At 68.8% G+C, this 13754-nt stretch carries 9 protein-coding genes and 2 tRNA genes; 8 read left to right on the top strand and 3 right to left on the bottom strand.

Features of this window, described 5'->3' with window-relative positions; all coding sequences use genetic code 11:
- The first annotated feature begins 136 nt into the window (after positions 1-136).
- From C5E05_RS08170 to nhaA, 3 genes are all read left to right on the top strand, one after another.
- Positions 137-754, top strand: a complete 618-nt coding sequence (locus tag C5E05_RS08170; protein ID WP_104299900.1) for a TetR/AcrR family transcriptional regulator — start codon at positions 137-139, stop codon at positions 752-754.
- Between the two features lie 93 nt (positions 755-847).
- The gene (locus tag C5E05_RS08165) at positions 848-3871 is read left to right on the top strand and encodes an aminotransferase (RefSeq protein WP_104341625.1); all 3024 of its coding nucleotides are present in this window, start codon (positions 848-850) and stop codon (positions 3869-3871) included.
- A 233-nt stretch (positions 3872-4104) separates the two neighbouring features.
- Positions 4105-5430 (top strand): Na+/H+ antiporter NhaA, encoded by a 1326-nt coding sequence (nhaA, locus tag C5E05_RS08160; protein WP_104307439.1) that lies wholly within the window; start codon positions 4105-4107, stop codon positions 5428-5430.
- A 200-nt stretch (positions 5431-5630) separates the two neighbouring features.
- Here nhaA and C5E05_RS08155 read toward each other — a convergent pair whose 3' ends face one another.
- Genes C5E05_RS08155 through C5E05_RS08145 form a run of 3 tightly spaced genes read right to left on the bottom strand, consistent with a single transcriptional unit; the run spans position 5631 to position 9423 of the window.
- Positions 5631-7667 carry a fructose-specific PTS transporter subunit EIIC gene (locus tag C5E05_RS08155; protein WP_104341624.1) on the bottom strand — a complete coding sequence of 679 codons (2037 nt, stop codon included), beginning with the start codon at positions 7665-7667 and terminating at the stop codon, positions 5631-5633.
- Positions 7664-8641 (bottom strand): 1-phosphofructokinase family hexose kinase, encoded by a 978-nt coding sequence (locus C5E05_RS08150; RefSeq protein WP_104307440.1) that lies wholly within the window; start codon positions 8639-8641, stop codon positions 7664-7666. Before C5E05_RS08150 ends, C5E05_RS08155 begins: the two co-directional genes overlap by 4 nt.
- Positions 8638-9423: a DeoR/GlpR family DNA-binding transcription regulator gene (locus tag C5E05_RS08145; RefSeq protein ID WP_104239761.1), complete on the bottom strand. Its 786-nt coding sequence runs from the start codon at positions 9421-9423 to the stop codon at positions 8638-8640. Before C5E05_RS08145 ends, C5E05_RS08150 begins: the two co-directional genes overlap by 4 nt.
- A 127-nt stretch (positions 9424-9550) precedes the next feature.
- On the opposite strand from C5E05_RS08145, the gene C5E05_RS08140 reads away from it, so the two are divergent.
- From C5E05_RS08140 to C5E05_RS08115, 5 genes are all read left to right on the top strand, one after another.
- Positions 9551-10414 (top strand): inositol monophosphatase family protein, encoded by an 864-nt coding sequence (locus tag C5E05_RS08140; protein WP_258062978.1) that lies wholly within the window; start codon positions 9551-9553, stop codon positions 10412-10414.
- 270 nt (positions 10415-10684) lie between these two features.
- A complete protein-coding gene (locus C5E05_RS08130; protein ID WP_146080600.1) occupies positions 10685-11944 on the top strand; it encodes a M23 family metallopeptidase in 1260 nt (419 codons plus the stop codon).
- A gap of 96 nt (positions 11945-12040) precedes the next feature.
- Positions 12041-12112 (top strand) — tRNA-Thr (locus tag C5E05_RS08125).
- Positions 12113-12147: 35 nt separating this feature from the next.
- Positions 12148-12221, top strand: a tRNA-Met gene (locus tag C5E05_RS08120).
- A gap of 237 nt (positions 12222-12458) precedes the next feature.
- Positions 12459-13325 (top strand): Cof-type HAD-IIB family hydrolase, encoded by an 867-nt coding sequence (locus C5E05_RS08115; protein ID WP_104341622.1) that lies wholly within the window; start codon positions 12459-12461, stop codon positions 13323-13325.
- Positions 13326-13754: the final 429 nt, after the last annotated feature.

Genomic DNA, 13754 nt, shown 5'->3' with positions numbered 1-13754 from the left:
TCGTTTTATGGCGCTAGAGTAGGAAAACGCAGGATCCGGGCTGCGGAACGAATCCGTTCTGCGAGCTCTCGGCGTGAGCGGCAGCAGCGAGTCCCGGAACAGGCCGCTGAGCCTCGACGCAGCGAAAGGCGGAGACATGGGGCGACCCACAACGAGCATCCTGACGAGAGACGGCATCGTCGACGCTGCCGTGCGCCTCATCGACCGGGAGGGCTCCGAGGCAGTGAGCATGCGCCGCATCGCGTCGCACTTCGGCGTCGCCCCCTCGTCGCTCTACAACCACATCGGCTCGCGCCTCGAGCTCATCGAGGAGGTGCGCACGCGCATCTGCGGCCGCATCGACGGCGAGGCGTTCGACCGGCTGCCGTGGGAGGACGCCGTCCTCGTCTGGGCGCACTCCTACCGCGACGCGTTCGCCGCGCATCCGCGCAGCATTCCCCTTCTCATGTCGTCGCAGGTGCGCTCTCCCGCGATACTCCGCGTGCACGAGAGCTTCACGAAGGGCGCGCTCGCCGCGGGCTGGCCCGAGGAGGAGATCGTGCGGATGCTCACGGCCTACGAGTCGTTCATCCTCGGCTCGGTGCTCGACATGTCTGGCCCGAGCGTGCTCTTCGACCCGAGCGGTCAGGAGACCGAGGTGCCCGCCTTCGCCTCCGCCGTCGCGCGCGTGACCAAGGAGGGGCTCGACGACCCCGTCGCCGGCCCGGCCTTCGAGCTCGGGCTCGCCGCACTCGTGCGCGGCCTGGCGCGGTGAAGACCTCCGTCACGCGCGGCGGCGCCCGCATCCATCCACTCGCACTGCACTGATCTGACCGCTCGCCGGTCGCCGACTCGAAGAGGAGTAGCCATGCTCGAATCCCACGTAGGTCCTTCATCGTTCTCTGAGGGCCTGCCGCGCCCGAACATCGCCATCGACGAGGTTCGGCGCCTCGCAGCTGAGCTCTACGGGGTCTCCGGTGAGGTGCGCGAGCTCGGCAGTCAGCAGGACCGCAACTTCCTCTTCACCGAGCCAGCCTCGCCCGCCCAGCCCGCCGGCCGTCGGGTGCTCTTCAAAGTCAGCAACCGCGCGGTGCGCCGCGACGAGATCGAGGCGCAGAACGAGGCCATGCGGCGCATGCACGCCGCGGGCCACCCGTCGCCAGCCCCCGTCGCCAGCCTCGCCGGCCTCGACATCGAGACGGCCGACGTCGACGGCGCGCCCCACAGCATCCGCCTGCTGACCTTCGTCGACGGCACGCCGCTCATCGATTTCGAGCACTTCTCGGCGGCGACCATCCGAGCCATGGGCACGCTCGTCGGCCAGGTCGTCCAGGCGCTCGACGGTTTCGAGCATCCCGGCCTCGAGCGCGAGCTCCAGTGGGACCTTCGCGTCGGCGAGCGGCTGGTCGACGAGCTCATCGGCCACGTGACCGACCCTGAGCGGCAGGCGCTTGTCCTCGCCGCGCTCGAGGCGACCGCCGCGGCGCTGGCTCCGCTGAAGGGCCACCTGCCAGTGCAGGCCATCCACGGAGACCTCACCGACGACAACCTCGTCGCGACCTCCGGCGCGCTCGGCCGCCCCGAGCTCTCCGGCATCATCGACTTCGGCGATGTCGGCACCGGATGGCGCGTCGCCGAGCTGGCCGTGGCCTGCACGGCCGTGTTCCACCACGACCCCGCGCGACCACTCGCTGTGCTGCCGCTCATCCGCGCGTTCGACGCGGTCGTGCCCCTCACCGACGCCGAGATCGACGCGCTCTGGCCGCTCATCGTGCTCCGCGGAGCGACGCTCGTCGTCAGCGGGCTGCAGCAGGTCTCCATCGACGAGGGCAACGACTACGCCGAGGCGGCCCTCGAACGGGAATGGACGATCTTCGCCGTCCCTGCGGCCCTGGATGCGCGGGTCGCGACGGCCGCCATCCGCCGCGCCCTCGGCCGCGAGGCCGCAGCCGGCCCCATCTCCTCGCCTGACGGCGGCGCCGCGCTCCTCGACGCGGACCTCGCCCGCCGCGCGCGCGTCATCACCCTCGACCACACGAGCACGGCGCTGCGCGACGGCTCCTGGCTCGGTGAAGAAGGGGCCGAGGCGGAAGCGCAGCTGCTCCTGCTCGCCGCCCGCAGCGGCGGAGTCGCAGCGACCCGCTTCGGGGAAGCCCGCCTCACGCGCTCGCTCGGCGTCTCCCACGATGCGCCCGTCAACGTCGCGGCCGGGGTGGAGCTGTACAGCGCGAGCGACCTCGCGCTCACGGCGCCCTTCAGCGGGCTCGTCTCCGCGGCGGAGGGCCACGTCACCATCTCCGACGGCGCGCGCACTCTCGTCATCGCGGGAGCCCGCGGGCTCACGGAAGCGCGAACGCTGGACGGCGAGAGCGCCTCCGCGCCCACTCGACTCGAGTCCGGCGAGCCGCTCGCCGAGATCGCGGGCTGGGCGCAGGTCACGCTCCAGGCGGGCGAGATCTCCGCTCTGGATGCCGCTGCCGCGCCCCTGCCACGCTTCGTGACGGCCGAGGAGTTCCCGGCCTGGCTCGCCGTCCTCGGCGACCCGAGCGAACTCATCGGGCTCGCTCCGAGCAGCGTCGGCGGGGCCGGGGCCGACGAGACGCTCCGCGCGCGACTCGACGCCTACGCGCCGCTGCAGGGCCACTACTACGCGCATCCGCCGCAGATCGAGCGCGGCTGGCGCGAGATGCTCATCGATACCGACGGCCGCCACTACCTCGACATGGTCAACAACGTGACGGCGCTCGGTCACGGGCACCCCGTGCTCGCCGACAGGGTGGCCCAGCAGTGGCGCATGCTCAACACCAACTCGCGGTTCAACTACGCGTCGGTCGCCGAGTTCAGCGAGCGCCTCCTCGAGACGCTCCCGGACAGCTTCGACACCGTGCTGCTCGTCAACAGCGGCACCGAGGCCGTCGACCTCGCGCTGCGGCTGACGAAGGCCTACACGGGCCGCGACGACGTGGCCTGCGTCGAGGAGTCGTACCACGGCTGGTCCTACGCCTCGGATGCGGTCTCGACCTCCACCTCCGACAACCCCCTCGCGGCCGAGCTCCGCGCCCCCTGGGTGCACGCCTTCGACGCCCCGAACGCGTACCGCGGCACCCACCGCGGAGCGGACGCCGGCGAGCGCTATGCGGCCGACGCGATCGCGGAGATCGAGCGCCTCGCCGCGGCCGGCACCCCCATCGGCACGTTCATCGCCGAGCCCCGCAACGGCAACGCTGGCGCCATCGAGGTGCCCGCCGGCTACCTCGCCGCGGTCTACGACGCCGTGCGCGCCGGCGGGGGCGCCGTCATCGCCGACGAGGTCCAGGTCGGCTATGGACGCCAGGGCGACGTGTTCTGGGGCTTCGAGCAGCACGCGGGGCCGGGCGGCGATCCGATCATTCCCGACGTCGTGACCGTCGCGAAGGCCATGGGCAACGGGCATCCGCTCGGTGCCGTCATCACGCGCTCCGAGATCGCGCAGGCCCTCGCCGACCAGGGCACCTTCTTCTCGTCGGCCGGCGGTTCGACGCTGAGCGCGAGGCTCGGCGTGACCGTGCTCGACATCATGCGCGACGACCGCCTGCAGGAGAACGCGCACGAGGTCGGCGGCTACCTCCGGGAGCAGCTGGTGGCGCTCGCCGAACGGCAGCCGCTCATCGGCGCGCTGCATGGGCGAGGGCTCTACCAGGGCATCGAGCTCGTGCGCGACCGCGAGACCCTCGAGCCCGCCACGTCCGAGACGCAGGCGCTCTGCGACCGGATGCTCGCGCTCGGCGTCATCGTGCAGCCAACGGGCGACCGCGGGAACGTGCTCAAGGTGAAGCCCCCGCTCTGCTTCACGAAGGAGAGCGCGGACAGGTTCGTGGCGACGCTCGACGAGGTCCTCACGCGCGGCCTCTAGCCGCGGCGACTGCCCCGCCAGGGCGATCACTGCCCGCCGAAGTGCCCTCCACGCCGCCTTCGGAGCGGCACTTCGGCTGGCAGCGATTCCGGCGAGGTGTTCCGGAGCGGCGCTTCGGCAGGCGGCGCTTCGGCAGGCGGCGCTTGGCGGTAGGATCTACTCTCGGTGTGCCGGGAAGTCTGGTCGGCGGCCGAGTCGGGATTCGCCGGCCGGTCTCAGACGTCAGGAGAACCATGACTGCACCCGCCACACGACCGACAGGCTTCGCGCGACTGAACGCGTGGATCATGCGCGAGACCACTGGGGGAGCGCTTCTCCTCTTCGCCGCCGCAATCGCCCTCATCTGGGCCAACTCGCCGTGGCGCGGTGGCTACGAGGCGCTCAGCGCGATCACGATCGGGCCCGCCGCCATTCACCTCGACCTGTCGCTCGCCACGTGGGCGGCCGACGGCCTGCTCGCGGTCTTCTTCTTCACCGTGGGCGTGGAGCTCAAGCACGAGTTCGTCTCGGGCAGTCTCCGCAAGCCGAAGGAAGCAGCTGTCCCCGTTCTCGGCGCTGTCGCGGGAATGGCGATGCCGGCCATCTTCTACGTGATCGCGGTGTCCGTCCTCGGCGACACCTCTGCGCTCCACGGTTGGGCGATCCCGACGGCGACGGACATCGCCTTCGCACTCGGAGTCCTCGCCATCTTCGGGCGAGGACTTCCACGGGGAGTGCGCACCTTCCTCTTGACACTCGCGGTCGTCGACGACCTGCTCGCGATCGTCATCATCGCCATCTTCTACACGGCGGGCATCAACCTGCTCGCGCTGCTCGGATCGCTCGTCGCCGTCGCCGTCTTCCTGCTGGTCGTCCGCTCCAAGCGGCCTTCCTGGTGGCTGCTGCTGCCGATCGCCCTTGTCGCCTGGGTGCTCATGCACGAAGCAGGCGTGCACGCGACCATCGCGGGAGTGCTCCTGGGCTTCTGCGTGCCGTCCAAGAAGATCCACGGTGAAGCCGATTCGCGCACGCACCGGTTCGGCGACAAGATCGGCCCGTTCTCCTCGGGATTCGCACTGCCCGTCTTCGCGTTCTTCGCCGCCGGAGTGAACATCGTGGATGGAGATGGGCTCGGGGCGGTGCTCTCCCAGCCCGTGTTCGTGGCGATCGCAGCGGCGCTCGTGCTCGGAAAGCTCATCGGCGTGCTCGGCATGACCGCACTCGTCGTGAAGCTCACACCGCTCCGCCTCCCCGACGCGATCGGCGTCAGAGACCTGCTCCCAGTGGGCTTCCTCACCGGAATCGGCTTCACGGTCTCCCTGCTCATCGCCGAGCTGTCGTTCCCCGACTCGGAGCACACGGCGGCTGCGAAGCTCGCGGTGCTCGGCGGCAGCCTCCTCGCGGCGGTGCTGGCCGCGATCACCCTCCGCCACGACGCGAAGCGCGCTCGCAACGACGACATGAACGAGGACGGCGTCCCCGACATCGACCGGACGCCGATCGGAAGCGAAGCCGACGAGGCTGCCATCGACGCGCAGGTCGACGGGCGTGACGCGCAACCGCACACCAGGGAGAGCTGACCGCCGAGCTCCGAGCAGAGACAGGCCGGGCCCGCATCCACGTGACAGTGGATGCGGGCCCGGCCTCGTGACCAACGACTCTCGGGATGGGTTTCGCGCTTCGGGATGGGAAGCTACCCATCCCGAAGCGCGAAACCCATCCCGAGAAGTCGTGCGGGCCGGGCGCGGAGGCGTTGGCCTCCGCGCCCGGCGGTCGTGGACTAGTGCGCCATCTCGCCCTGGAGCGATGCGGCGACCGGTACGTCGGCGTCGACGGGCGCCTTGCGCACCCACTTCTTGAGGGCAACGACGGTGAGGGCCGAGATGACCATGCCGATGATGATGGCGAGGACGAACCAGAGCAGGTTGCCGATGGCGAAGAACACGAAGATTCCGCCGTGGGGTGCCTGCGAGGTGACGCCCATGGCCATGGTGATGGCGCCGGTTGCCGCGCCGCCGAGCATGCTCGCGGGGATCACACGCAGCGGGTCGGCTGCGGCGAACGGGATGGCGCCTTCGGAGATGAAGGCGGCACCGAGCAGCCAGGCCGCGCGACCGTTCTCCTTCTCCACGGGGGAGAAGAGGCGGGGCGCGATGGACGTCGCGAGTGCCATGGCGAGCGGCGGGACCATGCCGGCTGCCATGACGGTTGCCATGATCATCCACGGTGCCTGGTTGTCGAACGAACCCGCACCGAGGCCGGCGACGGCGAACGCGTAGGCGACCTTGTTGACGGGGCCTCCGAGGTCGAAGCACATCATGGTGCCGAGGATGATGCCGAGGAGGACCGCGCTTGCGCCGGTGAGGCCCGTGAGCCAGCTGTTGAGGCCGTTGGTGAGGGCTGCGATGGGTCCGCCGAGGAGGATGACCATGAGTCCGGAGGCGATGATGGAGGCGATCAGCGGGATGATGACGACCGGCATGAGGCCGCGCATCCACCGCGGTACGTTCCACGAGCCGATCCAGTAGGCCGCGCCACCTGCGATGAGGCCACCGACGATGCCGCCGATGAAGCCGGCGCCCATGATGCCTGCGACGGCACCGGCGACGAATCCGGGTGCGATACCTGGTCGGTCCGCGATGGCGTAGGCGATGTAGCCGGCGAGGGCTGGCACGAGGAAGCCCATCGAGGCCTGCCCGATGGCGGATGCGACGGCGCCGAGGTAGACGAGGAGGCCCGAGCGGGTTGCCTCGTCCGGGGGCAGGTTGAAGAGGGAGTTCTGCAGGATGATGTCCGTGTTGCGGCCATCGCTGACGATGTCGTAGCCGCCGAGGAGGAATCCGAGGGCGATGAGGAGGCCGCCACCTGCGACGAACGGGATCATGTAGCTGACGCCGGTCAGCAGCCAGCGCTTGATGCGGGCGCCGACGCTCTCGTTTGCGGTGTTCTGGGAGGCTTCGCTGGAGTCCGCTGCGGGGACGCGCTTCGCGTTCGGGTCCTTGGCGGCGGCGACGGCCTCGTTGAGCAGCTCGTCCGGGTGGTCGATGCCGCGCTTCACGGGCGACTGCACGACGGGCTTGCCGGCGAATCGGCCGCGGTCGCGCACGTCGACGTCGTTGGCGAAGATGACGGCGTCGGCGCGCTTGATGATGGCGGGGTCGAGCGGCGTGACCTTCGAGGAACCCTGCGGCTCGACGTAGAACTCGATGCCCATCTCCTTGGCCTTCGCCGTGAGCGCATCCGCGGACATGAAGGTGTGGGCGATGCCGGTGGCGCAGGAGGTGACGGCGACGATGACGGGGCCGGTGGATGCGCCGCCCGCGGCGGGGGCTGCCTCTGCGGCTGCCGCTGCTGGCTTCTCTTCCTCCGGCTCGAGGGCCTTCTCGACGATCGCGACGATCTCTTCCGGGGTGGTCGCGGCGCGGAGCGAGTCGTTGAACTCGGGGACCATGAGGGAGCGGGCGAGCTTCGAGAGCATCTGGAGGTGCTCGTCGTGGGCGCCGTCCGGGGCAGCGATGAAGAAGACAAGGTCGCTCGGGCCGTCGTGAGCGCCGAAGTCGACGCCTGGCGTGAGGCGCGACATGGCGAGGGTGGCCTCGGTGACGGCGCCGGAGCGGCAGTGGGGGATGGCGATACCGCCGGGGACGCCCGTGGCGCCCTGCTCTTCGCGGGCGAGGGCGTCGGCGGCGAGCGCTGCTGCGTCGGTCGCGCGGCCTTGCGAGACGACGCGTTCGGCCAGGTTGCGGATGACATCGGTCTTGTCCGCACCCAGGTCGACGTCGAGGGCGACGAGCCCTGGCGTGATGTAGGTGGTCATGATGCGTTCTCCTTGGTGCTGCTTGCGAGGTGGGTGATGCGGACGAGGTCCGGTCGTGTCTGTTCTGGGGAGGGGACTCCGCTGCCCGGCAGGGAAGCGGCGGCGCTTCCGTGGGCGACGGCTTGGGCGAGGGCGCGTTCGGGGGGTGCCCCGGTGACGCTCGCGAGCAGGTAGCCGGCGAGCGACGAGTCGCCCGCTCCGACGGTGCTGCGCACGCGAGTGGGTGGCGGGGCGGCGAAGAGGCTGGTCGTGGCGTCGCGGTAGATGGCGCCTGCCCCGCCGAGGGTGGCGAGGACGGCGTCGGCTCCGTTCTCGAGGGCCCAGCCTGCCGCGTCGGCGGCGAGCTGCGGGTCAGCTTCGAGGGCGTCTCCGTCGGCGATGCCGCTCAGCTCGGCGAGCTCGAAGGCATTCGGCTTGATGAGCTGCACGCGGGTGCCGGATGCGAGGAGCGCCTTGAGCGGTGCGTCGGAGCTGTCGACGGCGACGCGTGGTGCGGCCTCGCCGAGCTCTGCGCGGACGGCCTCGATGAGGGCTGCGTAGAAGGAGGAGTCGAGGCCACGTGGCAGCGAGCCTGCGAGGACAAGCCATTCGGCGTCGCGGGATGCTGCGATGACAGCTGCGACGAGGGCGTCTGCTTCGTCTGCGCTGAGGTGGGGCCCTGGCTCGTTGAGCTTGGTGGTGGTTCCGTCGCTCTCGGTGATGGCGAAGTTGGTGCGCACTCTGCCTTCGATGGGCACGGGCAGCATCCGCAGGCCTTCGGCTTCGACGAGGTTCGTGAAGTCGTCGTCGGCGGAGGCCGGGAAGACGGCGAGGTTGTCGAGCTTGGAGGCGCGGAGCGCGCGGGACACGTTGATGCCCTTGCCGCCTGCCTGCGATTCGCTTCCGGTGAGGCGCTGGACGTCCCCACGAGCGAGCTCGTGGGGGAGGGCGAGGGTTCTGTCGATTGCCGGGTTGGCGGTGACGGTGACGATCATGCGAGCACTGCTTCCACGTCGTTCTCGGTGAGCGCGGCGGCGAGTGCCGTTCGCGGGGGCTGGTCCGTGACCAGTGCATCGACGCTGGAGAGCGCTGCGATGTGGGTGAGGGCGTCTTGGTCGAACTTGGAGGCGTCGACGGCGACGACGACGCGTCTGGCGCCCCGGCACATGGCGGATTTCACGGCTGCTTCGTCGGGGTCCGGGGTGCTGAGCCCGAATTCGGCGCTGATGCCGTTGGTGCCGATGAAGGCGAGGTCCGGGCGGAGCGCGGCGAGTTGCGTGAGGGCACTGGGGCCGACAGCAGCGCTGGTGAGGCCTCGCACGCGGCCGCCGATGGCGATCGTGGTGAGTTCGCTGCGTGCTGCGAGGAGCGCGAGGATGGGGAGCGAGTTGCTGATGACCTGCAGCTTGGCGAGTTCGTCGGCGGGGCGTCGGACGAGGGCGGCGGCGATCTCGGCGGTCGTCGTTCCGGCATCGATGAGGATGGATCCGTTGAATCCGCGGGGGATGAGCCGCTCTGCGGCTTCGCCGATGCGGACCTTGGCGTCGTGGTTGAGGGGCTGGCGTTCGGCGACTGCGGTCTCGGCGAGGCTGCCGAGGGAGTTGCCGACGGCGCCGCCGTGGACTCGCCTGACGAGGCTCTCGAGCTCGAGCTGGTCGAGGTCTCGGCGGATGGTCTCGGGGGTGACGTCGAGGTCGCTCGCGAGTTCTCGCACGGCGACTTTCCCGTGCTGCGTGATGCGTTCGAGGATGAGCGCGTGCCGCTCCGTTGCGTACATGGATGCTCCTGTGCGATCCGGGTGTTGGTTCTGGTGGAGAGCGTACGCGGCAAACGGACGTAAAACAAGAGAAGCAAAGATAAACACAGAAATGGGACGGGAGGCAGGCATTGCTACGCTCCAGGGCGTGCCAGAACTCGACGATGCTCAGACCGTTCACGACGCCGACCAGTTCACTCCCGAAGAGCTCCGAGGGCTCCTCGACATCGCGGTGACGGTGGCGACGGAGGCCGCCGAGCTCGTCGCTGCTCGCCGTCGGGAGGGAGTGGCCGTCGCCGACACGAAGTCGTCGTCGGTCGACATCGTCACCGCCTCCGACAGGGAGTCCGAGGCGCACATCCGTCGTCGTCTCGAGGGGCTGCGCCCCGGCGACGGGTTCTTCGGCGAGGAGTCGGACGCGTCTGCGAGCACGACGGGGCTCACCTGGGTGGTCGACCCCATCGATGGCACCGTCAATTACTTATACGGGTACCCCAACTACGCGGTGAGCGTCGCCGTGGTCGTCGGCGACCCGGGGTCGGAGCCCTCGAGCTTCACGACCCTCGCCGCGGCCGTCGTGAATCCTGAGGGGCGCGAAGCCTTCACAGCAGTGCGAGGTCAGGGTGCGTGGTGCAACGGCGAGCGGCTGCACGTGGATGCTGCCCCTCCTCTCGAGCTCGCGCTTGTCGGCACGGGGTTCAGCTACTCCGCCAAGCGCCGGGTGCAGCAGGCGGAGCAGTGGATGACGCTGGCTGGGCGCGTGCGCGACCTGCGCCGCGTGGGGGCCGCCTCCCTCGATCTGTGCAACATCGCGATCAACCGGCTGGATGCGTACTACGAGTCGGGGCTGAACCCCTGGGATCACGCCGGAGCTGCTCTGGTCGCCCGTGAGGCTGGAGCGGTCGTCGTGGGTGAGGGGCTCGGGCGCGAAGGGCGTCGGCTGATCATCGCCGCGAGGCCGGGGCTGGAGCAGGAGCTCATGCGCTACGTCTCGGTCCTGGCGGACGAGTAGCTCTCCCTCTCCCACGTGGCTCCTGACGGCTCGGCGTGGTTGGTAACGGCCCAGACTGAACTCGGCTCGCCCGGGTACGGGGTGAATTCGGACGAGATCCGGTGAGTCCCGTCCTGCCCCTCTCCCGCGTGATTCCGGGCGAGGCGGCCCAGGGGGCAGTCGCCTAGGTCGGCCATGACCGCGTAGGATTCCCTGGAGACCTTGAAGTTTCCGTGACCTGCGCGTTACTATTTACCAGTTCGTTATAAACCGCGGTAAGGATATGAATCGTTGACTTCCCTTCTCACATCGGGCCAGGAGCAGGCTCTGCCGGCGCCCATGACCCGTCGAGAACTCCGCGAAGCAGAGCGTCTCGCATCGCTCGCGACCATCGCACCGGCGGCAACTCCAGAGGCCTTCAGCTCGCGCCGCGCTCGGCGTGAGGCGGAGCGCACGACGGCTCCCGTCGCGTCGGCCCCAGTCATCACGGCAGCGCTCGCGCCGAAGATCGTCTCGGCCGGCCAGGCCGAGACTGCTCCGGTCGTCTCCGCACCCGCTCCGGCCCCGGCGTCCATCTCCACGCCGAGCATCGCCGAGGTTGCCCAGATCCGTTCGGACGACACCGAGTCGACGGCACGCATCGAGCGGGCTTCGGTCGCGGTGCTCGAGGTTCCGCTGAGCTTCGCTCGCAACGAAGAGGCGCTCCGCCCCGAGGTCGACAGCAAGACAGGCCGTCGCGGACTCGTCCGTGTCAAGAACTCGGAGAAGTCGCACAAGAAGCGCGGCGCGCTCCTCCGCGGTGCAGCTGGCGTCACGGCGCTCGGCTTCGCCGCAACCATCGCCGTCGTCTCGACGATGCCCGCGAACGCCACCTCCACGCAGGAAGACCAGGTCGCAGGCGACAGCTCTGCAGCGCTCGCCGACGCCGTCTCCTCGGTCCCCGGCCAGACCCTCACGGTCGCCGGCGGCGAAGCCACCACGGTCGAGCGCGAAGACGCCTACGCCGTCACGACCATGGGGTCGGCCACGGCGGCCAACCTCATGAGCCTCGTCGACCGCGGCACCTACAAGAACGACCTGTCCGCGACGGTCCAGTGGCCCTTCCCGGTCGGCGTCGCCATCACCGACGACTTCGGTCCTCGCGTCTCGCCCGGCGGCATCGGCAGCACGAACCACATGGGCATCGACTTCGCACCTGCGCAGGGCACGCCGATCGGCGCGATCGCCGGCGGCACGGTCACGAGCGTCACCCCGACCGACAACGGCGGCCTCGGCGTGCACGTCATCGTGCAGCACGTCATCAACGGACAGAGCTACGAGAGCGTCTACGGTCACATGCTGACCGGCTCCATCGGGGTCAAGGTCGGCGACGTCGTCAAGGTCGGCGACGAGCTCGGCAAGGTCGGGAACACGGGCGCATCCACTGGCCCCCACCTGCACCTCGAGGTGCACACGGCGGATGGCAACAAGATCGACCCGATTGCCTTCCTCACGCAGTTCAACAACGTTTCCACGGTCGTCACGATGCCCGGCGAAAGCGCCGGCGCGTAACACGCGGCACACCACGAGGGTGGTGTACTCACGGGGTTCCGTGAGGTGCTATCCTCATCTGGTGCCATTCCGAGCCACAAGCTCGATTGGCATCTTGCCCCGATAGCTCAGTGGTAGAGCACTTCCATGGTAAGGAAGGGGTCGTCGGTTCAAACCCGACTCGGGGCTCTGATCGTGGGTGCGAAAGCATCCTCGACACCCATGGCTGGGTAGCTCAGTTGGTGAGAGCGCACGACTCATAATCGTGAGGTCGAGAGTTCGAATCTCTCTCCAGCTACAGATCAAGACCCGGTTGCCCTTCTGGCCACCGGGTCTTCTGCATTCCCGGGTCTTCTGCATTCCCGGTGCCTTTCTGCACTCGTCGCCTTCCTGCATTCAGACCGCACTTCCGCATTCCGACATGGTGCGTCGCGTTCCGGTACGCTCCTCGGCATTCCGGCCGGGTCCTCTGCGTTCCGGGCGGCATAGGCTTGTGTGGCCGAGTCCCCTCTCCGCTGAATCATCGTGAGGTCACATGCCAGAACGCTCGTCCACTCCCAAGATCGCCTTCCTCGATGTCGACGGCACGATCCTCGACCACGGTCGCCGGATCGCGCCTTCCACCGTTCGAGCGATTCGGGAGGCTCGTGCCGCCGGCCATCTCGTCTACCTGTGCACGGGGCGAGCAGCGGGCCACATCCCTGAGTCGGTTCTCGAGATCGGCTTCGACGGTGCCGTGACGAACGGGGGTGCGTTCGCCATGGTGGGTGACGTGCTCGTACACGGAGAGACCATGCCGAGGGAAGAGCTCGACGCGCTGCTCGCCCACTTCGAGGAGCACGAGCTCCACTACCTCCTGCAGACCAACCGGCGGGTGTACGCCTCGGCCCGTACTCGAGGTGCAATCCAGGAGCACCTCGCGGCTGCCCCTGCCGACAAGCCGGAGCCGCAGACGTCGCCGCAGGCCGGCTTCTCTGCAGAGCCGATCGAGGACGCCCCGCTCGACGAGATCGCGAAGGCCGTCTTCTTCACCGAGGAAGCCGGTGCTGTGGAGCGCGCGCGGCAGGAGTTCGGCGAGCGGTTCCACATCGTGCGTGGGAGCATGCCCCTGCCTGGTGGTTCGGATGGCGAGATCGGGTTGCGCGGAACGACGAAGGGCGCCGCAATCGAGAAGGTGCTCGAGCACCTCGGACTCGACCGTGCTGATGCCATCGGCATCGGCGACAGCTGGAACGACGTCGAGATGTTCGAGGTGTGCGGCGTCGGTGTCGCGATGGGCAACGCTGCTCCTGAGCTGCAGGAGCTCGCGGATGAAGTCACGTCAACGGTGCTGGAGAACGGCATCTTCGACGCATTTGCGCGCCACGGTCTCGTGAGGGCGGATGCGTCTTCTCGGGGCTGACTCGCTCTCCGTCATGCGGGCATCGTCTGCTGGCTCGGCGTTCCTGCTCGGCACTCAACGGCCGAGCCCGTGACTCGTGTGGTGCGCGACACGCCCGGGGTGTGGCCTGGTTTGACCCCAGGATCGGCGCGAGGGTAAGTTACACAGGTTGCTTCCGAGCGGCCGGGAAATCGGCTTGAAGGAGCACAACGAAACTGAACATCAGGAACTGGAATGTCCAGTGGCAATTGCGAATCTCGCACAGCCCAAGTTGACAAGGTTCCAAACCTGATGTAGGTTAGAGAGGTTGCTCTCGGGAGATGGTCGAATAGGCCGGAAACGAGAAGCGTCCGATTCTTGAGAACTCAACAGCGTGCACTATGTCAAATGCCAATTTGATCCCGTGCCTCTTCCTTTGGAGGGGGTAAGGATTCCTTTTGGAAACATATT

This window comes from Pseudoclavibacter sp. AY1H1, assembly GCF_002931055.1.
Classification (GTDB): domain Bacteria; phylum Actinomycetota; class Actinomycetes; order Actinomycetales; family Microbacteriaceae; genus Pseudoclavibacter.
Note: the sequence above shows the minus strand (reverse complement) of the source record. Positions and strands in the feature narration are given on the sequence as shown.

Coding starts and splice junctions, on each gene's coding strand:
- C5E05_RS08170 (WP_104299900.1), top strand. CDS start 137: ATGGGGCGACCCACAACGAGCATCCTGACGAGAGACGGCATCGTCGAC.
- nhaA (WP_104307439.1), top strand. CDS start 4,105: ATGACTGCACCCGCCACACGACCGACAGGCTTCGCGCGACTGAACGCG.
- C5E05_RS08165 (WP_104341625.1), top strand. CDS start 848: ATGCTCGAATCCCACGTAGGTCCTTCATCGTTCTCTGAGGGCCTGCCG.
- C5E05_RS08150 (WP_104307440.1), bottom strand. CDS start 8,641: ATGATCGTCACCGTCACCGCCAACCCGGCAATCGACAGAACCCTCGCC.
- C5E05_RS08145 (WP_104239761.1), bottom strand. CDS start 9,423: ATGTACGCAACGGAGCGGCACGCGCTCATCCTCGAACGCATCACGCAG.
- C5E05_RS08155 (WP_104341624.1), bottom strand. CDS start 7,667: ATGACCACCTACATCACGCCAGGGCTCGTCGCCCTCGACGTCGACCTG.
- C5E05_RS08115 (WP_104341622.1), top strand. CDS start 12,459: ATGCCAGAACGCTCGTCCACTCCCAAGATCGCCTTCCTCGATGTCGAC.